Origin of the sequence: Mycobacterium szulgai, assembly GCF_002116635.1 — a bacterium.
GTDB lineage: Bacteria > Actinomycetota > Actinomycetes > Mycobacteriales > Mycobacteriaceae > Mycobacterium > Mycobacterium szulgai.
In genome coordinates, this window is sequence record NZ_LQPW01000145.1 from 51764 (window position 1) to 73344 (window position 21581).

18 protein-coding genes are annotated in these 21581 nt (G+C 66.8%); 11 read left to right on the forward strand and 7 right to left on the reverse strand.

Translation table 11 applies throughout. The features are described from left to right. Window positions 1-17 precede the first annotated feature (17 nt). Together grpE and dnaK are read right to left on the reverse strand one after the other, a co-directional pair. Complete coding sequence (grpE, locus tag AWC27_RS21130; protein WP_085672275.1) at window positions 18-674, reverse strand: nucleotide exchange factor GrpE; 657 nt, start codon at window positions 672-674, stop codon at window positions 18-20. Continuing rightward, window positions 671-2539, reverse strand: coding sequence for a molecular chaperone DnaK (gene dnaK, locus AWC27_RS21135; RefSeq protein ID WP_085672276.1), 1869 nt, complete (start codon window positions 2537-2539; stop codon window positions 671-673). Before dnaK ends, grpE begins: the two co-directional genes overlap by 4 nt. A gap of 207 nt (window positions 2540-2746) precedes the next feature. Between dnaK and AWC27_RS21140 the strand changes: the two genes are divergently transcribed. The 4 genes from AWC27_RS21140 (at window position 2747) to AWC27_RS21155 (ending at window position 6149) form a co-directional block, all read left to right on the forward strand. After that, complete coding sequence (locus AWC27_RS21140; RefSeq protein ID WP_085672277.1) at window positions 2747-3364, forward strand: TetR/AcrR family transcriptional regulator; 618 nt, start codon at window positions 2747-2749, stop codon at window positions 3362-3364. Then, window positions 3361-4023, forward strand: coding sequence for an enoyl-CoA hydratase-related protein (locus AWC27_RS21145; protein WP_085672278.1), 663 nt, complete (start codon window positions 3361-3363; stop codon window positions 4021-4023). Before AWC27_RS21140 ends, AWC27_RS21145 begins: the two co-directional genes overlap by 4 nt. Window positions 4024-4069: 46 nt before the next feature. After that, window positions 4070-5524, forward strand: a complete 1455-nt coding sequence (locus tag AWC27_RS21150; RefSeq protein WP_085672279.1) for an amino acid permease — start codon at window positions 4070-4072, stop codon at window positions 5522-5524. A gap of 85 nt (window positions 5525-5609) precedes the next feature. Continuing rightward, window positions 5610-6149, forward strand: coding sequence for a PadR family transcriptional regulator (locus AWC27_RS21155; protein WP_085672280.1), 540 nt, complete (start codon window positions 5610-5612; stop codon window positions 6147-6149). Here the strand turns inward: AWC27_RS21155 and AWC27_RS21160 are convergent. Continuing rightward, window positions 6109-6669, reverse strand: coding sequence for a nucleotidyltransferase family protein (locus AWC27_RS21160; protein ID WP_085672281.1), 561 nt, complete (start codon window positions 6667-6669; stop codon window positions 6109-6111). The two genes, AWC27_RS21155 and AWC27_RS21160, sit on opposite strands and share 41 nt — an antisense overlap. Before the next feature lie 52 nt (window positions 6670-6721). Here AWC27_RS21160 and AWC27_RS21165 point away from each other — a divergent pair, with 52 nt between their 5' ends. The 6 genes from AWC27_RS21165 (at window position 6722) to AWC27_RS21190 (ending at window position 13122) form a co-directional block, all read left to right on the forward strand. Beyond that, window positions 6722-9052 carry a xanthine dehydrogenase family protein molybdopterin-binding subunit gene (locus AWC27_RS21165; RefSeq protein ID WP_085672282.1) on the forward strand — a complete coding sequence of 777 codons (2331 nt, stop codon included), beginning with the start codon at window positions 6722-6724 and terminating at the stop codon, window positions 9050-9052. Continuing rightward, window positions 9049-9936 (forward strand): FAD binding domain-containing protein, encoded by an 888-nt coding sequence (locus AWC27_RS21170; protein WP_085672283.1) that lies wholly within the window; start codon window positions 9049-9051, stop codon window positions 9934-9936. Before AWC27_RS21165 ends, AWC27_RS21170 begins: the two co-directional genes overlap by 4 nt. After that, window positions 9929-10402 carry a (2Fe-2S)-binding protein gene (locus AWC27_RS21175; protein ID WP_085672284.1) on the forward strand — a complete coding sequence of 158 codons (474 nt, stop codon included), beginning with the start codon at window positions 9929-9931 and terminating at the stop codon, window positions 10400-10402. The genes AWC27_RS21170 and AWC27_RS21175 overlap by 8 nt, the downstream gene beginning before the upstream one ends. A 125-nt stretch (window positions 10403-10527) precedes the next feature. Further along, window positions 10528-11076: a hypothetical protein gene (locus tag AWC27_RS21180; RefSeq protein WP_085672285.1), complete on the forward strand. Its 549-nt coding sequence runs from the start codon at window positions 10528-10530 to the stop codon at window positions 11074-11076. 23 nt (window positions 11077-11099) lie between these two features. Continuing rightward, entirely contained in the window at window positions 11100-12557 is a 1458-nt protein-coding gene (locus AWC27_RS21185; RefSeq protein WP_245847369.1) for a DUF4185 domain-containing protein, read from the forward strand. Continuing rightward, window positions 12538-13122, forward strand: coding sequence for a hypothetical protein (locus tag AWC27_RS21190; protein WP_085672286.1), 585 nt, complete (start codon window positions 12538-12540; stop codon window positions 13120-13122). The genes AWC27_RS21185 and AWC27_RS21190 overlap by 20 nt, the downstream gene beginning before the upstream one ends. Window positions 13123-13370: 248 nt before the next feature. Here the strand turns inward: AWC27_RS21190 and AWC27_RS33290 are convergent, their stop codons facing one another. Beyond that, window positions 13371-13652: a hypothetical protein gene (locus tag AWC27_RS33290; RefSeq protein WP_211281680.1), complete on the reverse strand. Its 282-nt coding sequence runs from the start codon at window positions 13650-13652 to the stop codon at window positions 13371-13373. A 64-nt stretch (window positions 13653-13716) separates the two neighbouring features. Between AWC27_RS33290 and AWC27_RS21200 the strand changes: the two genes are divergently transcribed. After that, window positions 13717-15498 carry an Hsp70 family protein gene (locus AWC27_RS21200; protein WP_085672288.1) on the forward strand — a complete coding sequence of 594 codons (1782 nt, stop codon included), beginning with the start codon at window positions 13717-13719 and terminating at the stop codon, window positions 15496-15498. 4 nt (window positions 15499-15502) lie between these two features. Here AWC27_RS21200 and iniC read toward each other — a convergent pair whose 3' ends face one another. The 3 genes from iniC to AWC27_RS32865 all read right to left on the reverse strand — a co-directional run bounded on the left by iniC (window position 15503) and on the right by AWC27_RS32865 (window position 21339). Then, window positions 15503-16984: an isoniazid-induced dynamin-like GTPase IniC gene (gene iniC, locus AWC27_RS21205; RefSeq protein WP_085672289.1), complete on the reverse strand. Its 1482-nt coding sequence runs from the start codon at window positions 16982-16984 to the stop codon at window positions 15503-15505. Then, complete coding sequence (locus AWC27_RS21210) at window positions 16981-18822, reverse strand: dynamin-like GTPase family protein (RefSeq protein WP_085672307.1); 1842 nt, start codon at window positions 18820-18822, stop codon at window positions 16981-16983. Before AWC27_RS21210 ends, iniC begins: the two co-directional genes overlap by 4 nt. Before the next feature lie 105 nt (window positions 18823-18927). Beyond that, window positions 18928-21339, reverse strand: a complete 2412-nt coding sequence (locus AWC27_RS32865) for an IniB N-terminal domain-containing protein (RefSeq protein WP_139837133.1) — start codon at window positions 21337-21339, stop codon at window positions 18928-18930. Window positions 21340-21581 lie beyond the last annotated feature (242 nt).

Here is a 21581-nt window from a genome sequence, read left to right on the forward strand (position 1 = left end):
TCCTTAGATTCTGTGCCCTATTCACCCGCGGTGTCGCCGTTATCGCCCGTGTCGGCTCGCTCGGATGCAGCCGGTTCCGATTCCGGGTCCGGCGTAGTGCCCTGGTCTTGCGGGTCGTCGGCAACGGTGTCGACGACAGCGACCAGTGCGTTGCGCAGCACGTGCTCACCCAGCTGGTAGCCCTGCCGCATGACGTTGCCGATCACCGGCTTCGAGTCCTGGCCGCCGCCGCCCTCGTGTTGCACGGCTTCGTGCAGGACGGGGTCGAAATCCTCACCCTCGGTGCCGAACGGCTTGAGTCCGAGATCCGACAACGCGCTCATCAGCTTGTCCGCCACCGCCTTCAACGGGCCGGAGTCCAAATCGCCGTGTTTACGGGCACGTTCGATGTCGTCCACCGCGTGCAGCAATTGGCTGACGACGGCCGCCTTGGCCCGATCCGCGGCTGCCTGCTGGTCGCGCAACGCCCGCTTGCGGTAGTTGGCGAAGTCGGCTTGCACCCGTTGCAGATCGGCGGTCAGCTCGGCGACTTTGGCGGCCGCCCCGGTTTCCGCCGGGCCTTGGGTCCCTCCCGGCGTACTGCCGGGAGGGACCTGTCGCACTTCACCCGTCTCGGGATCGATGCGCCGTTTGTCGGTGACCGTTACCTGTTCCTGTGGAATGTCTTCGGTCACTTGGACTCCCGGTCGTCGTCGACCACCTCCGCGTCCACGACGTCGTCAGCCGAGCCGGGCCCAGCGCCGGGGGCGCCGCCGCCGGGCTGGCCCGCGGCCGCCTCGGCCTGAGTGGCCTCGTAGATGGCCTGGCCGAGCGCCTGCGATTCCTGGCCCAGCTTCTCCATGGCCGTCTTGATCGCGGCGATGTCGCTGCCTTCCAGCGCCGACTTCGCCTCGGTAACAGCGGCATCCACCTTGTTCAGCGTGTCTTCGGGAACCTTGGATCCACCCTCGGCCTCGCGCTGCTCTTTGACGAACTTCTCCGTCTGGTAGACCAGCGTCTCGGCCTGGTTGCGAACGTCGGCCTCTTCGCGACGCTTGCGGTCCTCCTCGGCGTGCGCCTCGGCGTCCTTGATCATCCGGTCGATCTCTTCCTTGGACAGGCCAGAGCCCTCCTGGATCCGGATGGTGTTCTCCTTGCCGGTGCCCTTGTCCTTGGCGGTGACGTGCACGATGCCGTTGGCGTCGATGTCGAAGGTGACCTCGATCTGCGGGACACCGCGCGGCGCCGGCGGGATACCGGTCAGCTCGAACGAGCCGAGCAGCTTGTTGTGCGAGGCGATTTCGCGCTCACCCTGATAGACCTGGATCTGCACCGACGGCTGGTTGTCGTCGGCGGTGGTGAAGGTCTCCGACCGCTTGGTCGGGATCGTGGTGTTGCGCTCGATGAGCTTGGTCATCACGCCGCCCTTGGTCTCGATACCCAGGCTCAGCGGCGTAACATCAAGCAGCAGAACGTCTTTCACCTCACCCTTGAGGACGCCGGCCTGAAGAGCCGCGCCCACCGCTACAACCTCATCGGGGTTCACGCCCTTGTTGGGCTCCTTGCCGCCGGTGAGCTCCTTGACCAGATCGGTCACCGCGGGCATGCGGGTGGAACCACCCACCAGCACCACGTGGTCGATGTCGGACACCGAGATGCCGGCGTCGGCGATCACCGACTGGAACGGCTTACGGGTGCGGTCCAGCAGGTCCTGCGTGATCTTCTGGAACTCCGAGCGCGTGAGCTGCTCGTCGAGGAACAACGGGTTCTTGTCCGCGTCGACGGTGATGTAGGGCAGGTTGATCGAGGTGCTGCCCGAACTCGAGAGCTCGATCTTGGCCTTCTCGGCCGCTTCCCGCAGCCGCTGCATCGCCATCTTGTCCTTGGTCAGGTCGATACCGCTGGTGCCCTTGAACTTGTCGACCAGCCACTGCACCACGCGCTCGTCCCAGTCGTCACCACCGAGGTGGTTGTCACCACTGGTGGCGCGCACCTCGACCACGCCCTCGCCGATTTCCAGCAGGGAGACGTCGAAGGTGCCACCACCGAGGTCGAAGACCAGGATGGTCTGTTCCTTCTCGCCCTTGTCCAGCCCGTAGGCCAGCGCCGCGGCGGTCGGTTCGTTGACGATGCGCAGCACGTTGAGGCCGGCGATCTGGCCGGCGTCCTTGGTGGCCTGACGCTGGGCGTCATTGAAGTAGGCGGGCACGGTGATCACCGCGTCGGTGATGTCCTCACCGAGGTAGGCCTCGGCGTCGCGCTTCAGCTTCTGCAGCACCCGGGCACTGATTTCGGGGGCGGTGTACTTCTTGTCGTCGATGTCGACGGCCCAGTCACTGCCCATGTGCCGCTTGACCGACCGAATGGTTCGGTCGACGTTGGTCACCGCCTGGTTCTTGGCGGGCTGACCGACCAGCACTTCGCCGTTGCGGGCAAACGCAACGACAGACGGTGTGGTCCTGGAGCCCTCGGAGTTCGCGACGACGACCGGGTCGCCACCTTCCAGAACCGCGACGACGGAGTTGGTGGTCCCGAGGTCGATCCCGACCGCACGAGCCATAGTGAATCCTCCTGATTGATGTAGAGCTTCTTTACTGCACTATGCTGAGTGAACCCCGCTCAAGACTGCCTGCGACGACGTCGCCGTGTCAACCCATCCTTGAGTGTGGTCCGCTCAACTTGCTGATCATCCTAACGGCAGCCAATCCCGTCTTGTTCCCGGGTGGAGTAATTAGTAACAGAGCAATCGCTCTGTTATCGTCCAGGCATGCCACGCCCCCGCGTGTACGACACCGATCGCGTCCTGGACGCCGTCGAGTCCTTGGCCGTCAGCTCAGGACCGGCCGCGGTGACCATTCGTGCGATCAGTGCAGCAGCCGGCCTGTCCAACGGCGCGCTCTATCACACCTTCGGATCGCGGGCCGGCCTGATCGGCCGGGCGTGGCTGCGGGCGGGACGCCGGTTTCTCAACGTGCAAACCTCGCTGGTCGACCGGGCCAGCGGAACCGACGCAGTGGTGGCCGCCGCCGACGCACCGGCGGTGTTCGCCGAGCGGTATCCGGATTCCTCGCTACTGCTGCTGACCGTGCAGCGCGAGCAACTGCTGCAGCCCGACCTGCCCGGTGCGGTCGCCACCGAGCTCACCGATCTCGATACGGCGCTGGTCGAACTGATGATTCGGCTCGCCAAGCACGTCTGGAACCGTAAGGACGCCGCCGCCGTCGACACGATCACCACCTGCATCGTCGACCTGCCGACCGCGATCCTGCTGCGCCGCAACCGACTGGGCAGCACCACCGCGCGCGAGCAACTGCGTGCCGCGGTTACCGCCGTACTTGACATCGGGCCTCCACCGGACGGGGCACCAGAAAGGGCAACAGCATGACCATCAGCCTGCGCTACGACGAAAAGATCGCCATCCTGGATCTCGGCGACGACGAAAACCGTTTCTCGCCAAGCTTTCTCGATGACATCAACGCACACCTCGACGAGATCGTGGCCGGCAACGCACACGGCCTGGTCACCACCGCCGTCGGCAAGTTCTACTCCAATGGACTGGATCTGGACTGGCTCGGCGCCAACGGCGACCAGACCCAGTGGTACGTCGGGCGCGTCCACGCGTTGCTGGCCCGGATGCTCACCCTGCCCATTCCCACGGCGGCGGCCGTCGTCGGCCATGCCTTCGGAGCCGGGGCGATGCTGGCCACGGCGCACGATTTCCGGGTCATGCGAGCCGACCGCGGCTACTTCTGCTTTCCCGAGGTTGACATTCACATCCCCTTCACCGACGGCATGGCCGCACTCATCCAGGCCAAACTCTCGCCGCAGACCGCGGTGGCGTCCATGACGACGGGTCGCCGGTTCGGCGGCGAAGACGCCGCGCGCGTAGGGATCGTCGACGCCACCGCGGCCGAGGGTGACGTGACCGCCGCGGCGGTCGAGATGCTGCGTCCGCTCGGCGGCAAGGACCCCGGCACGCTGGGCGCGATCAAGCAAACCATGTTTGCCCCTGCTATCGCGGCGCTAAGCCCGGCGGTGAGTTAGCCTGACGCCATTGTCTCTCTCGGGCGAAGGGCTCCAGGATTCCGAAATGCCACCGCTAGACGTCGCCGCCGAGAGACTCACCCGCGAAGACGCGGGCTACCACAAAGCCCTCAAAAACCGCCAGCTGCAGATGATCGCCCTCGGTGGCGCGATCGGGACCGGGCTGTTCCTCGGCGCCGGCGGCCGGCTCGCGTCCGCGGGGCCGGGGTTGTTTCTGGTCTACGGCGTCTGCGGCATCTTCGTCTTCCTGATTCTGCGGGCCCTCGGCGAACTCGTGTTGCACCGGCCGTCATCGGGGTCGTTCGTGTCCTACGCCCGCGAATTCTTCGGCGAGAAGGTGGCTTTCGCCGCGGGCTGGATGTATTTCGTGAACTGGGCCATGACCGGGATCGTGGACACCACCGCGATCGCGCACTACTGCCACTACTGGAAGGCGTTCCAGGTCGTACCGCAATGGACGCTGGCGTTTGTCGCACTCATCGTGGTGCTCTCGATGAACCTGATCTCGGTCAAGCTGTTCGGCGAGCTGGAGTTCTGGGCCGCGCTCATCAAGGTGCTGGCGCTGGTGACATTCCTGGTCGTCGGGACGGTATTTCTGGCCGGGCGCTTCAAGGTCGACGGTCAACAGACCGGATGGTCGCTGTGGAGTAGCCATGGCGGCTTGCTGCCGGCCGGCCTGCTGCCGCTGGTCCTGGTCACCTCCGGAGTGGTGTTCGCCTACGCCGCAATCGAATTGGTCGGTATCGCGGCCGGCGAAACGGCCGACCCGGAACGCATCATGCCGCGCGCGATCAACTCGGTGGTGTTTCGCATCGCGGTGTTCTACATCGGCTCGACGGTGCTGCTGGCGCTGCTGTTGCCCTACACCGCCTACCGCGACCACGAGAGCCCGTTCGTGACCTTCTTCGCCAAGGTCGGTTTCGCCGGGGGCGGCAGCCTGATGAACCTCGTGGTACTCACCGCCGCGCTCTCCAGCCTGAACGCCGGGCTGTATTCCACCGGCCGGATCCTGCGGTCGATGGCGATCAACGGCAGTGGCCCGAAGTTCACCGCGCCGATGTCCAAGAACGGCGTGCCCTACGGCGGGATCCTGCTCACCGCTGGGATCGGGCTGTTCGGCATCGTGCTCAACGCCGTCAAGCCGAGCCAGGCCTTCGAGATCGTGCTGCACATCGCCGCGACCGGAGTGATCGTGGCCTGGGCCACGATCGTGGCGTGCCAGCTGCGGTTCTACCAACTGGCCAAGGCCGGACGGCTGGAGCGACCGAAGTTCCGGATGCCACTGTCGCCCTACAGCGGCTATGTCACGCTGGCGTTTTTGGGGGGCGTGCTGGTGCTGATGTTCTTCGATAAGGAGCACGGCCCCTGGATGCTCGGCGCGTTGCTGCTCGGAGTGCCCGCGATGATCGGCGGCTGGTATCTGGTCCGCAATAGGGTGCTGACGGCGGCTCAAGACACCCGCAGCAGCGCTGTCACCCCGGCCGGCGAAGCAGTCGACTGACCCCGTACCGCTCCATCCACTATTGACATGTCGTCGTTGTCATATCGTCGGTGACATGTCAAGCCTGACTTGTTAGAGTCGTCATATGAGCTTGCGACATGCCGCCTTAGGACTGCTCTCGCAAGAGCCCGCCAGCGGGTACGACCTGCTGAAGAAATTCAAGCTGTCGATGGACAACATGTGGCCGGCCACCCAGAGCCAGCTCTACGGCGAGCTCAACAAGCTGGCCGATACCGGCCTGATCAAGGTGTCTGACGTGGGCCCGCGCGGGCGCAAGGAGTACGCGATCACCGACGCCGGACGCGCCGAGCTGTATCGATGGATGACCTCTCCGCAGGAAGACCCGCCGATACGCAACGCCTCTATGCTGCGCGTTTTCCTCCTCGGGCAGCTCACGACCAGTCAGCAACACGAGTACCTGCAATTGCTCCTGTCGATATGCGAGCAGGAGCACGTTCATTACAAAGAGATCCTCGACGCCTACGACTGGACCGACGACGATGACGACGATGCGTTCTTCGCCCGAGCCGTCCTCGAGGGAGGCCTACGGTGGACCCAGTACGAAATCGAATGGGTCCATTGGGTTATCGACGGTCTAAAGAAACGTCAACGTCGCGACCGCTAGCCAAGTCGGCACACTCCACCGCTTGGACGCCGGGCGCATCGCGCAGGTATGCCCCGGCGCCCTGATCTCCGGAGAGTCCGGCCAGCACGCCGGGCCAATGGTGACTCGCGATGACGACGGGGTGCCCGGGCCGGTCCCCGAAGTACGCCCGCGACAGCCCACTTCGGGATGCCAACGCCCGATCGAGGACCCGCGCTACCACCCCGGCGCCGACGTCGGGGGTGTCGATCACGTGCAGGACGGCGTAGTCCGCCTGCTTGCGCTGTGCCTCGGTCAAACCGGCGCGCACCGAGGCACTCAGGCCCTGCTCCCAGTCCGTCGCCATGACCGCGGTGACGCCAGCCGGAGCGGGTACCTCCGCGGCCCCCAGCACCAGGATCACGTCGCCGCAGCCGCCCTCGCGCAGTGCGCCGACGGCGATCTCCAGCCAGCCCTCGACCAGCACTTTCGGTTTGCCATACCGGCGACCGGCACCTGCGGCCAGCAAGACGCCGACAACGGTCGACTCCGATAACGCCACTCTCCTATGATGACATTAAGCTTCTCATCAGGCGACAACCGGATGGAGCACAATGACCCAGGACGTGCAGGGCGCCGTCTCGCCGCGGTACGCCGGCACCCGCGTGCAGCGGGTGGAGGACGGCCGGTTGTTGACCGGCCGTGGCAGTTTCGTCGACGACATCTCGCGGCCGGGCATGCTGCATGCATGCTTCGTGCGCAGCCCGTTTGCCCGCGCCCGGATCAACGGCATCGACAGCGCCGCGGCCCTGGCACTGCCTGGGGTGCACGCGGTGTTCACCGCCGCCGACCTGAACCCGGATGTGCAGGAGGCCTGGCACGCCGTCGCCGGTAAGGACATGCCGGACACACCACGGCCGCCGCTGGCCGAGGGCGAGGCGAAATTCGTCGGTGATCCGGTGGCCTTGGTGGTGGCCGAAAGTCGTTATGTCGCAGAGGATGCCATCGAGTTGGTCGACGTCGACTACGAGCCGCTACCCTCCATCACCGACTTCACCATGGCGCAGACCTCAGACGTACTCGTACACGACAGCTACCCGAACAACGTGGCCGGCGGGATGGCCGGCGCACCGCCGGACGAAGAGATTTTTCAGACATCGGCCTGCGTGGTCAAAGAGGATGTCTACCAACAGATCTACGCCCCGGTGCCGATCGAGACCCGGGGGCTGGTCGTCGAGTGGGCGGCGGCTTCGGGTGAACTCACCCTCTGGGCCTCCACCCAAACGCCCCACGAGCTGCGGGCGTTCTGCGCCCGCCTGTTGGGCATTGCGGCACAACATGTTCGGGTAATCATGCGCGATACCGGCGGCGGGTTCGGGCAGAAGGTCGTCCCGATGCGCGAAGACATGTGCATCATGCTGGCCGCCCGCAAAGTACCCGCGGCACTGAAGTGGATCGAGGACCGGCGCGAGAATCTGATGTCAGCCGGGCAGGCCCGGCATGTCAGCGGCACGGCCAGAATGGCTTTCGATGCCGAGTGCACCCTGCGCGCGGTGGATATCGACTACGCCCAGGATATCGGTGCCTACCCGACCCCCTACCCGGTATTGACCAGCGCCGCCATCGGGATGTTCTTCCCCGGTCCCTATCGGGTGCCCAAGTCCAGCTTCAACTACAAGACCGTGTTCTCCAATACCAGCGGGCTGGCGGCCTACCGCGGTCCGTGGCAGTTCGAAACGCTGGCCCGCGAAGTGCTGCTCGACATCGCCGCGCGCAAGATGGGCATCGATCCTGTGGAGCTGCGCCGGCGAAACCTGCTGCGCCGCGACGAGATGCCGTATTTCAACCCCAACGGCATGCCCTATGACCACGTGGCGCCAGTCGAAACCTTCGAGCAGGCCGTCAAAATCCTTGACCACGAAGGGTTTCGCAAGGAGCAACGCGAAGCGCTCGCGCAGGGGCGCTACCTTGGCCTCGGGTTCGCCGCCTACATCGAACCGACCGGCGCCGCAACCGGTCACCTGGGCACCGAAGGCGCCACCATCCGAATGGAGCCCACCGGCAAGATCAACGTCTACGTCAACGGCGGCTCCACCGGAAACAGCTTGGAGACCACCGTCATTCAGCTGACCGCCGACGCGCTGGGCGCCGACATCGACGACGTCGCCACCATCCAGGGCGACACCGCCGTCACCCCCTACGGCGCCGGCACGCAGGGCAGCCGAAGCGGCCCGATGACGGCGGGTGCGGTCAACGCGGCAGGCACCGCGCTGCGGGGAAAGCTCGTGACGCTGGCCGCACACCACCTCAAAGTCGCGGCATCCGAAGTGGAACTCGCGCATTCGGCCGCCGGCGTACGCGGCGATCCGTCGAAGACGGTGACCTTCGGCGAGCTTGCCTACCTGGCGTACTACCAGCCCCAGCAGTTTCCGCCTGGCATATCGCCCGTTCTGGAGGTCACCGAGCGCTACGTCGCCACCGCGCCGATCCTCTGGGCCAACGCCACCCACGCCTGCACCTGCGAAGTCGACACGCAGACAGGCAAAGTCACGCTGCTGCGCTACATCGTCAGCGAAGACGTGGGACCGATGATCAACCCGGCGATCGTGGAAGGCCAGATCGCCGGCGGCACCGTGCAGGGCATCGGCGGCGCCCTGATGGAAAACTTCGTCTACGACGACGACGGCAACCCGCTGGCCACCACCTTCGTCGACTATCTGCTACCGACGGCCACCGAAGTTCCGCCCATCGAATACGGGCACATCGAAATACCGGGCCCCGGGCCCGGCGGCTACAAGGGCGTCGGCGAAGGCGGTGCCATCGGCTCGACACCGGCGGTGATCAACGCGGTCAACGACGCGCTGGCGCCGCTGGGCGTGACCGTCACCCGGCTGCCGGCCAGCCCGGCCGCCATCGTGGCGCTTCTGGACGGGGCACAGCGATGAAGCCGGCGGTGTTCGACTACCACCGCCCCGGCACCGTCGAGGAAGCGGTGCGCACGCTGGCCGAATTGGGCGACGACGCAAAGGTTCTGGCCGGTGGCCAGAGCCTGGTACCGATGCTGTCGATGCGCCTGGCGTTCTTCGACCACCTCATCGACATCTCCCGGCTGGGCGAGCTGCAGGGCATCGAGCGCCGGGGCGACCAGCTGTGGATCGGCGCGGGAACCACCGAAGCCAAGGTGGGCGCCGATACCCAAGTGCGCGAGGCGGTTCCGCTGTTGACCCGGGCAACGCCCTTCATCGGCCACTTCCAGATCCGCAATCGCGGCACCCTGGGCGGGTCCATCGCCCACGCCGACGCCGCGGGCGAATATCCGGCGGTGGCGCTCACGCTGGACGCGGTGATGGAGGTGCTGTCACCACGGGGACGGCGTGAAATCAACGCCTCGGATTTCTTCGCCGGGTTGTGGGAAACCCGCATGGAACCTGACGAGCTGCTCACCGGGGTCCGATTCCCGGTGTGGAATAACAGATCCGGTTTCGCGATCCAGGAATTCGCCCGGCGGCACGGCGATTACGCGATCGCCGGTGCGCTGGTGGCACTGTCATTAGATGATCAGGATCGGGTAAGCCGTTGCGCCATAGGACTATTGGGACTGGGCCCCACCCCCAGGCGAGCGACCGCGGCCGAGGAGTATGCCATCGGCAGACCGGTGGGCGAGCTGGCAGCCGACGAGATCGGTCAGGCTGCCCTGGGGGGGCTTGACGACATCCCGACGGACCTGCAGGGCTCGGCATCGTACCGAAGCAGGGTAGGCGCCGCGATGACAGCGCGCGCCTGGACCCAGGCCGTCACCGAAGCAACCAGCGGAGCACCCCATGCATGAACGACCAGTTCGCCTGACCGTCAACGGAACTCCCATCGCGGCCAGCGTCGAACCGCGCATGACGCTGGCCGACTTCCTGCGCGAGAAGTGTGGACTCACCGGTACCCATCTCGGCTGCGAACACGGGGCGTGCGGCGCCTGCACGGTGCTGGTGGACGGCAACGCGGTGCGCTCGTGTCTGCTGTTCGCCGTACAGGCCGACGACGTGGAGGTGACCACGGTCGAGGGCATCGCAACCGCAGGCGGCGAGTTGTCGCCGGTTCAAACGGCGCTGCGGGAATGCCATGGGCTGCAATGCGGCTTCTGCACGCCGGGTTTCGTCATGTCGCTGACCGCATTGTTGCGCGACAACCCCGATCCCACCGACGAGCAGATCCGCGAGGGCCTGTCCGGGAATTTCTGCCGGTGCACGGGCTATCAGGGCATCATTGCCGCGGCCCATCGCGCCGCCGAAATCGCGCGCTGACGAGCCCGGTGACAAGACGGGGTAACGGTTCCTCATCGACGGTGTTCCAAAACGCGTCGCAGCCCTGACTTGTACCGCCTCGTGCGTACTCTGAATCTGATATCTCAGCATCTGGGGAGTAGCGCGTGCGGTTGTTGTCGAAGGCACGGTGGGTCTTGCTGGCCGCTGCCGTGCTCATTGCCGGATGCAGTACCACGATCGACGGCAGACCGATCGCCGCGCCGGGCGCCGGACCAACCGAACCCGCCTTCCCGACGCCGCGCCCCAGCGCCCCGACGTCGACACCCGTCGCCATCCCGGTGCCGCCAACTCCGACCAGCACCGCCCCTGGCGTAATCCCGCTCAAACCGGACGACAACGGCTATGTGTTCATCGAAACCAAGTCCGGCCAAACGCGTTGCCAGATCAACAAGGACGGCGTGGGCTGCGAAGCGCCATTCACCAATTCCCCGATGCAGGAGGGCGAGCACGCCAACGGCGTCCACGTCAACACCTCCGGCAAGGTCCAGTGGATTCTGGGCAATCTCGGCGCCATCCCCACCGTCCCCATCGACTACCAGACCTACGACGCGCAGGGCTGGACGATCGTCGCCACCAAAGAGGGCACCCGCTTCCAGAACAACGGCACCGGCCACGGCATGTTCGTCAGCATCGAGAAGGTCGATACGTTCTGAGCTGATTGTCTACCGTGGGCGGGGTGGACGTTGACGCCGCGCTAGAGGCGCTGGCCGGTTTGCTCGGCTCGGGGGAACCGTCCACTGCGGGCCCACCCAAGCCGCCGGCGTCCCCACCGCCGTGGCCGCCCTGGACCGGCAACGCCAGCGATTGCGCAAACCAGGTCACGGCCCGACTCGACGGCCTGCGTACCCGGATATACCAGGTACAGCTAGGCGCGGCACCGATCATCAATGAGGCTGGTCAAGTCACCCGCCACGCCCGCGCGCAGATGACCCAGATCCGCCAGGCCTGGGCGGCGGATAAAGCGGCGCTGGCACCGCTGCTGGGCACGCCCGCGGGCAAGCTCGCCCTGCTGGCCGCAGGTCAGCGCCGACTCGCCGAGGCCGGCGAAGTCATCCGGCACGCCATGGGCGAATTCGCCGCGCTCAGCCAGCGATTAGGCGGCCTGGCCGCCGACGTCCCGGTGTCCCCGCCGCCGGGCCCGATCGCCGGGACCGGCGCCAACCCCGGCATCGACGGGATCGGCGCGGCCGACCTCGGTGAGATCATTCGGCTGCCCGACGGCCGTCTGGTCGCGATTTTCGGCGATTCGTTCTCGGGCAGAAACCTCGGCGAAGGCCAGCATTACCGTTCGGTGGCAGTGCTGGTGAAGGGGTTCGACGAGCAGGGCCGGCCGATCTTCGGCGAGATCCTCAGCGGCCCCGGCGGTAGCGGGCGCGAGCTGTTCCCACTGGACGCCATCCCGCAGCAGGCCAAAGATGCCGGAGCCATCGACACGCTGCCCGCCGGCAGCATCACCGTGGGCGACGACACCTACATGATGGTGGTCGGCACCGATAAGGACCTCAAACCCGTCGGCGGCTCATGGCTGGTGAAAGTGACCAACGATCCCGCCGCCGGATGGCGGCCCATCGACGGGTCCTGGAAGCCCTGGCAACCCAACAGCCCGATCACCAGCGCGCCGCCGACCCAGATCAGCGGCTATAAGGGCGCCGACGGCATGGTTTACATCGCAGCCGACTCCTTCAATCGCGGTATGAACGACGGCTTCCACGGAGTCACCATGTACCGCGTGGACCCCGGTACCGTCGCGGACCGCTCCACCTGGCAACCGTGGACCGGCAACGGCTGGGGGGCCCCCGACGCGGCACCCGCCCCGCTGACCAACAGAGATTTCGGTGAGCTCAGCTTCCGGGAAGTCGACGGCCACCCGGTGCTGTCGGGCTTCGACAGATCCACCGGGAACGTCGAGGTAAGAGTGGCTAACGACCCCACACAAGTATTCGGCCCCAACGCGCCGGCGACGGTTATAGCGCAACAGAGCGAGCGGGCTGGAGCCAATTACGTGTTCCAGAACTATGGCGGTTACATCGTCCCGGATTCCACCCTGGACAATTTGGGCATCCTGGTCAGCAAATGGGGTGAAGGTGACTACAACGTTCGGATATTCCGGGCCAATGTCGCTGCGCCGCCATAACACCGACGGAGGAATCGACATGGCATTGTGCCGGACGATGATGCTGATCGCGGCCATGAGTCTGGCCGCCGGTTCGGCCATGACGGGTTGTCGCGCCGTCACCCATGCCGACCCCCCCACCTTTCCGGACCTGACGAATTACACACCCGTCAACATCGGCGACTATGCCATCGAGATTCCCAACCCCGGGCGCGGTTCATCGAGCGAAGTGTTCTTCCTGACACCTGATGGGAACGCGTGCACATTGGTCAATTCCGGCGCGGAATGCACGGGCAACAATTTCCCTGGCATTCCCGCCGTCTCGCAGGACCCGCCCAGGGGACTTGCCGGGGTGAACGGCATCAGAACCGACACCGGGCTACAACCCACCAACGCGCCGGTGGCCGGGGCGGACAACACCGTTATGGGACATCCGATACGGCCGCTTCCGCCGCTGCATTCCATCGCGCTCAATGGCGCGATCTGCGGTGTCGACAACGCAGGTAGCACCGCCTGTAAAGACGCTCAGGGCCGCGGATTCCTGATTTCACCGCAGCAGGGAACCGTCTGGCTGCCGCACGTGTGACGTCGCCCTCCCGGCGGCGTCAGTACCATCGGAGCCGTGGCACGTTATGGCCCACCGGATGATTTCCACAACCAAGAGACCCAACACGCGCCGTTCGGCATGGGTGGGTACCCACCGCCCGGTCCCCCACCGCCCGCTGATCAGTTCGAACCGTACGAGCCGGAGACCGAGCCCCAGCCCTGGTACCGCAAACCTGCGACACTCATCGGCTGGGCCCTGCTGGTCGCGATCCTGATCGCCCTGATCATCTACGGCATCGTCGCGCTGATGAACGAGGATCGCGGCCCCACCCGCTCGCCGGCTACCACGACGGCCCCGTCGACTACGACTACCACCCCGTCAACCACGACCACCACGCCGCCGCCGAGTCCCTCGGAAACCACCACGGAGCCGCCGAGTACGGAGGTCCCACCGAACACCACGCCCCCGGTCCAACAGCCCCCGCGCCCGCCAACACAGGCCCCCCCAACCCACCGCCATCTACCGCCGCTACCCTCGGTGATCACCATTCCGGGCGTGCCAACACCCATTACGCTGCCGCCCCACCTTCCTTAGCCGACCGCCAGAAAATCAACTGACACAGGGGTACGCGAAATGAGCGATTCGCTCGGGTTGTCGATTGGGGTGGCCAACCTGGTCGCAGCTCGGGCGGGCGCCAACCCGGTGTCCCGATCCTCGGTATTGACTCTGTTCGATCGCAGGCCGGCTGAAGTCGGCCTGCCAGAAGAGAATCCGAATCTCAACGAGCCGGGACTGGTGCTGCGCGGCTTTGTCGAGCGGGTGGGCGACCAGGCGCCGCTGGTGGCGGCCGACGGGACCAAGTACCAAGGGGCGGCACTAATCGTGGTCGCGCTGGACGCGATGGCACGCACGGTGGGCTACGGGACGCCGGTCACCATCGCCGCGCCCGCATATTGGTCGGACGGCCAGTTCGCGGCGCTGCGCGAGGCGCTCGTCACCCAGCCGAGCCTGGCACCCGACGGCGCTCCCCTGGTGATCTCCGACGCCACCGTCGCGCTCGCGGGGCTGGCGGGCCAACCCGGATTCCCGACGGGCGGCGTCGTCGCATTGTGCGACTTCGGCGCCAGCGGCACCAGCGTCACGCTGGCCAATGCCGGGGCCAATCTGCAACAGATCGGTCCGACCTTCCGGGACCGCGAGTTCTCCGGGGACAACATCGATCAGGCCATCCTGAATCACGTCCTTACCGTCGCTCCCGGTGTCGACAGCAACAATGTCTCTGTCACCGCAACCCAAATGGGTTCGGTGACCCGGCTGCTCGGGGCATGCCGGCGCGCCAAGGAGCAGCTGTCGGCCACGACGGTGGCCACGATTGCCACGGGCGCGAGCGGTCTGCCGGGCTCGGGAGGGGACCTGCGGGTTTCCCGCTCCGAGTTCGATCAGCTCATCTCCGGGCCGCTTGACCGATTCCTCGGAGCATTCGAAGAAGCGCTGCAGCGCAACGGAATTGCGGGTACCAATCTCAGCGCGGTAGCGACCGTCGGCGGCGGGGCCGGCATCCCGCTGATCGCCAGCCGCCTTTCCGAACGGTTCCAGATTCCGGTCCTCACCACTGCGCAACCGATGTTCGGCGCCGCCCTTGGGGCGACGGCGCTCGGCCTGGAGCGGTCGTCGGCGGGACTGCCCACCGGTGCCGGCCCCGCGGTGGACGTACCGACCAGCGTCGTCGGCGCCGCCGGGTTGCCGACCCAGGCGGCACCGGCAGCCTGGACCGGTGCCACCGACGCGCTGCCCGGCAGCGGCGACTCGACCACCGATCAGGCTCTGGCCTGGTCTGAAGACGCCGGCACCGGCATGGAACCGGTTCCCTATGCGGGCCCGGCCGACTACACCACCCCTGTCGAGCCGCCGGTCGCGCCCGACGAACCCGAGTTGCCGCCGTGGTACCGGCGTCCCACCATCCTGTTGAGCCTGGCCGGGGCGGCTGGGGCCATCCTGCTTGCCGTGGTGCTGGCGCTCACGCTGGGCCCGACCAACACCAAACCGGTCACCACCACGTCGCAACCGCCGCCCATCACCACCACGGTGATCGGGCCCGACAACAGCCCCACCGAGACGGTGATCACCCCTCCGCCCGTCACGGTGACGACCACCACGCAGCCCCCGTCCACCACCACGACGACGCCGCCCCCAACCACCACGTCTACGACCTCGACCACCCCATCGACAACCCCATCGACAACCCCATCGACCACGACCACCACGACCCAGCCGCCGACCACTACGACGACCACGCCACCTCCGACCACGTCTACTCAGGTCACGACGACCGCGCCCCCGACCACCACGGTGAAGCCGCCGCCGACGACGACGGTCGCTCCGGTCACGCCGACCACGGTGGCGCCCGGGGCTTAACGGCCTAGCGGCGCGCGGCGAACTCGGCCACCATCGCTTCGGCGCTGCGCACCGCCGCGCGGCAGGCCCGGGTGGTGAAGGGATCGTTGAGCGGGTGTTCGGCGCGACGGCGCCAGCGTTGCGCCGCGGCGAACGCCGCGCGCGGGCCCTCATTGGGATCCTGGTTGCTCAGCCCCAGCCGGGCGGCCGGACCGGTGCCCGAGCCGCCGATGATGCGGCGCAGCGATACGATCTCGTCTTCGTTCAATGTCGTTGTGTGCGAGGACAATAGGCTCAGCAAGCGTAGTTCTTCGAAGGCGTGGGTGTCGTTGAGTAGCGGGTCGATATCGGCTATGACGTACGGGGTGGCCATTACCGGATGTGCCGCCACGAACCTGCGCAACGACACCAAAGCGGTGTGCGCCTTGAGCATGTCGGCGCGCTGCGCGAACTGTTGATCGATGACTTCGCGCAGTGCCACCAGCCCGCTGCGCTCCAGTAGCTCGGCGGCCAGTCCCGCCGCATCGTTTACACCGGCGGCCAGCACAGCGATCGAGATCCGGATGCCGAACATGCCGAAGCCGTCCAGCAGTTGCGCGCGGGTTCCCGCGTCAACGGGCAACGGAATATCCTGCCGGACAAAGCGATCCACGCTCAACAAGGCCCTGTTGAGTTCGGCGCTGTCGGCCCCGGCCAGCTTGCGTAGCGCCGTGAACTCGCTTTGGCGAAGGGTGCGTGCGGTCATCGCAAGCAAGCCGGACACCGGGACCACCGCCTGGCAGATGCCCGTCTGATTCATCTCGTTGGTGAAGCGCTTGGCAACGTCGTTGGCGGACAGCATCGCATCGATGCGGCCCGCGCCGATCTCGTCGGCGCGGGAGGCAACGCCGACGATGCCCAGCGCGCCCGCTGAGCCGCCTACTAAACCACCAATCTGCTTGAGCAAAGCGATATCCGCGGCGTTGAGGGTACGCAGCAGGAACACCACCGCATCCACCCGCGGCACCCCGTCGGCCGGCACCAACAGGCGTAGGGTGCGCTCGGAGGCGTCGCGCGTCAGCGACGACGTACCCGGAGTGTCGATGATGGTGGTTTGGACCAATTCCTCGGCGGGCCACTCGACATCGAGATCGACCACATCGGCAGGGTTGACCTTGCGCAAATCGAAGCTCAATCCGCCTTCGTGGGTGATTGGCACGTTCGAGCGCCGCCCACCGCGATGGTTCGCGGTGACCCGCGGGCTGGGCCCGTGCCGGAACCAGGTCACGATGCGGGTGGCCTCGGTGGCATCGGTCGGCGCGATGTCGTCGCCGACCAAGGCGTTTACCAGAGTGGACTTTCCGGCTTTCAGCGTGCCGGCCAGCGCGATGCGGATCGGTTCGGACAGCCGAGCGCCGATTCGATCGAGTTGGTGAAACACCTCGGCGCGCTGGCGATAGGCCGGCTCGCCCCGGTAGGCCTCGATGGTTCCGCCCAGTATCGCGCGGACGCGATCAGTTGTGCTCACGGACGACCCAAGTTCACCCGGGGTGCCAGTTTGTCCAGGTTGTCGGTGACCTGGTTGAGGATGTCCAACTGCCGCTCCAGTTCGCGAACTTTATTGTCGCGCTCCACATCTTCCAGGTGTGCCGCGGCGATGGTGGACTGCAGCGACTCGTTCAGCGAACGGGTGATCTCGTTGGCGATATCGCGGTAGTGGTCGCGAATCGTGCGCTGGATCAGCTTGAGCCGGTCACGAGATTCCTTGCCCACCACAAACGAGACGTCGTCGACGAAGCGCCGCACGTTGGCTTTTGCCTCCGCGCGTGCCCGCAGCAGCCGGTTCTCCTTGTCTTCCTTATAGGCCATCCGGCCGAGGATCAGGCCGGCCCCCACCGATACCGGGTTGAACAACCCCAGGCCGGCGACCGACGACAGCATGCCGATCATCACCACGCCACCGTAGGATCCCCGCAATCCCGAGACCACTTTCTGACCCTTGCCCAGCGGCTTGGACTCCAACCGCGCCAACGCTTTTAGCCGTCCGAACTCGCCGCCCATCAGACGTGCGGTCAGTTCGGGAGACATGACCGAATCCAAGCCGGCATCGGCGAATGAACGGGCGACGTCGTCGGCCAGTATTTCGGCGCGTTGGTAGGCCCAGACGAAGTTGTCCCCGACGGCGGTGCCGATCGCGTCTTCCACGTCGGCACCGATCTCGGCCCAGTGCCGAGTGGGGTCGCAGGAGTCGATCTGACGTTCCATGTCGTCGGTGACGGCGCGGAATCGTGCGCGCAGATCGTGGTCCACGTCGGTGCTCAGGTCGGTGAAGCCGTCGTTGAGCACCTGCTGCCAAAGCGCGGTCTGCTGCAACGCGTCCTGGGCTTCCTTCTTGCGCCGCTCCAGATCGTCGGCCAGCCGCTCCCGCAGGCCCGGGTCGTTGAGGACCGACAATTCCGAACCGGCTGAGAACGTCAATTGCTCTGCAGCCGAATATATTTCGTTGAGGACCTGGTCTCTAACTCGGTCGGTCTGGCGGGAGAGGACTTTCTCGCTGAGGAATTTGACGATCGCCGGGAAGTTGGATTCTTCGTTGAGTTCTTTGTCGTTGAGAGTGACCGCGTGACTGCGCAGTAACGATGAGACCGGAACGATGGGCAGCTGCACGCGGGCGCGCTGCAGGTGCGCGGCGTTGGTGTTGACGACGTCTCGCCAGCGTGGATAAAGGTCCGTCTTGGTGGCCACGACCACCCCCACGGGGCAGATCTGGTGTGCCTTGCGGATGAACCACAGCTCCGGCTCGGTGAATTCCTGACTGGTGTCGCTGACCATCAGCAGGGCGTCGGCGTCGGGCAGCAGGCCCAGGGTCGCTGACAGATGGGGCTGCCCGTGTCCGCCCACACCGGGTGTGTCGATGAACGCTAATCCGCCTTGTAGCAATGGACTTGGCGCGCCGATCTCGACCCGCAGCACCTCGCGTCCGGCGGCCTGCGGTGCGCGGCGGAGGTCGTGGTTGACGTCGTCGACCGGGATAGGCACGGTTGCGGTTTCGCCGTTTGGCCCGGCCGCCACGACCAGACGCGCCGACGGTTCGGCGTTATAGCTGACGACGGTGACCACTACGGTGGCCTCGTCGTCGCCCACGCGGGCCACCGGCAGATTGAGCAGCGAGTTGAGCAGTTGGCTCTTGCCCTGTTTGAGCTGCCCGGCGATGACCACCCGGATCTGCGGATCGATGATGCGCTCGCGAGCCCGGGTCAGCCGCTGCACCAGGTCGCCGCGGTCGTTCAGCTTGCCGATCGCCATGGTGTGGTCGATCAGCTCGACTATCACACTGACCCGTCGCGGGTCATCGGGTTGGTTCACCGCGTTGCCCCACTTTCTCGATCGCTGGCTTCGGAGATCACGGTATTCGCACAAACCGGCGGGGACCATGCAGGTCCCCGCCGGTTCGGCCCGAGTCTTGTCGAATCAGAATCCGTGGTGCCCGACCGGGCCGTGCGACGCCGGCGGATCGGTGTGCGCCGGCGGCGTGTGCGGCACGGGCGGCTCGTGCCCGAACACCGACGGGCTCGGTGGCTCGTGATGGGTGGGCTGCTCAACCGGTGCGTGCTGTTGCGGCGTAGGCACCGGCGCGTGGTCGGCCGGCATGGGCGCCGGGTGGGCCGGAACCGGAGTCGGGGCGTGCGGTGCCGGCGCATTGATCACCGGCGGGGTGCCGCCCGTCGTGCCGCCTCCGGGCGTCTGAATGACGGGTCCGTGCGACGGCGGCGTCACCTGGCCGCCAGCGCCGCCTCCGGTTTGGATGACGGGGCCGTGGCCGGCTGGGACGGGCGGGCTGTGCTCACCCGGCGTGACACCTGCGGTGCCCCCGGCGGTGGTTCCGCCGGTGGTGCCGAGTGTTGTTCCGTCATGGGTGAGGATGTCGCCGTGGGCTCCGGCACCGGCTCCACCGGCCACCGTGGCGCCACCGTGCGCACCAGGCCCGGCAGGTCCGGCAGGTCCCCCAGCTCCGGCAGCCAGGGTGCCGCCGCCGGCTCCGGCGGCCGCGACGCCGCCCGGAGCAGTCTGGGCTCCCACGCCGGCTCCGCCGGTGGCGGCGACGGTCGCGGCCGGTTGCGGTGTCACAACGGGGTGGCCACCGAATGCGTTGCCTCCGATGCCCAGGCCCGCACCGCCCGACGCGCCGGCCTGACCACCGACGCCGACGCCGGCTAGCGGGCCCGAAACATGCGGTGTGGCAGCGCCATTCAATGCCGCGCCCTCACTGGAGAGCAGTCCGGCTTGGCTGCTCGCACCGACACCGAGCGCGGTGTTGCCGCCAACGTTCGCCAGGCCGGCGGCTGCCACACCGCCTCCGGCGGCGATACCGGCCTGACTTCCCAGGGCCGCTTGACTAGTGAGGCCGGCAGAGGTGCCGGCGGCCAGCCCGGCTTGGCCGGCGACGCTCGCTTGACTTGCAAGGCTCGCTTGTCCGGCGATCCCTGCTTGGCCGGCCATGCCTGCCTGGCTTGCGAGACCAGCTTGCCCGGCCAGGCCGGCTTGGCTGGCCACGCCTGCCTGGCTTACGAGGCCAGCTTGGCCTGCGATACCCGCTTGCCCGGCGATACCCGCTTGAACACCCAGCCCCGCGCCGGCTTGTCCGGCGACAGCACCGCCGGCCTGACCACCGACGCCGACTTGACCGTTGCCGACCGCGCGGGCGGCGATGGCGGCCTGGCCCCCGGCGCCGATTGCGCCACCAGCCTGAGCGCCGCCTGCAATACCGGCCTGACCGCCCAAACCGGCACTGCCGCCGACGCCACTGCCGAGACCCGTGCCTAGGCCGCCGCCGATTTGGCCGCCAAGACCCGCGCCAAGGCCCGCCTGGCCACCGACCGCACCACCGATGCCTGCCTGACCACCAATGCCACCACCCAGGCCCACACCCGCAGCACCACCAACGCCCGCCTGACCACCAACCGCACCACCGATGCCAGCCTGACCACCAACGCCACCACCCAGGCCCACACCCGCAGCACCACCGATGCCTGCCTGACCACCAACCGCACCACCGATGCCAGCCTGACCACCAATGCCACCACCCAGGCCCACACCCGCAGCACCACCGATGCCTGCCTGACCACCAACCGCGCCACCGAGACCCAGACCGGCGTTACCGCCGAGACCCAGACCCACGCCAGCTCCGACCTGACCACCAGCGGCGGCCTGTCCACCAAGACCAAAGCCAAGACCCGCACCCACACCGGTCTGGCCGCCAATACCAAGCCCTAGCCCTGCCCCAACCTGAGCACCAGCTTCGGCCTCAAAGCCGGCCTGGAAGCCGAGATTGAAACCCAGGCCCGCCTGAGCACCCACTCCGACCTGGCTGGCGAAACCGCCGGTCGGCGCAGCGAACGCAAACCCCGGCATGAAGCCGCCCGCGCCGGTCTGCCAACCAAGTCCGCCACCGCCTTGGCCGAAGAACCCAGTGCTGAATCCGCCGGCTATACCAGCGCCGACATCGGCCGCCACCCCGGCGCCCACATCCGCCGCCACCAGTCCGGCGTCCTGCGCAACAACCGCGGGGCCATAACCCGCGTCGGCATACACCGGCGCATCCGCATACACCGGCGCATCCGCATACACCGGCTCCGCGTACACGGGCGCTGCAACCGGGGCAAAGCCGTACTGGTCAGCCACCGCCTGCTGCAGACCCCCGATCGGGTCGCCAGAGCCCAGCGCCAGATCCGGCACGGCGGTGGCCGCCGCAGATGAGATCTGTGCGGGCGAGATGTTGACCAGCCCGGCATTCGTCATGGCCTGCCCGGGGGCGGCGAGAAAAGAGCGGGCGGCGTCTTCGCTGCGGAACAAGCTCAGGATGTAGTCGACAAGCGCGTTCATCTTCGTTTCCCTTCAATCGGATCTGTGAAGCTCTCTTCGCCGACGAGGGCGGCGTTGACATAAACGCTATGGATCTCGGCCCCATCCGGAATCGGGGTCTGATCCCCCAGCCCGCGGAGTACCCACCGGGATCGACCGGGGCACCTCGTTAGGGGGTTAGGGGAAATCAGGGCGCCCCTATACCCAGACGAAAACCGCCCCCATTAACCGCAGTTACGCAGGTCAACAGGGGCGGGAAAACG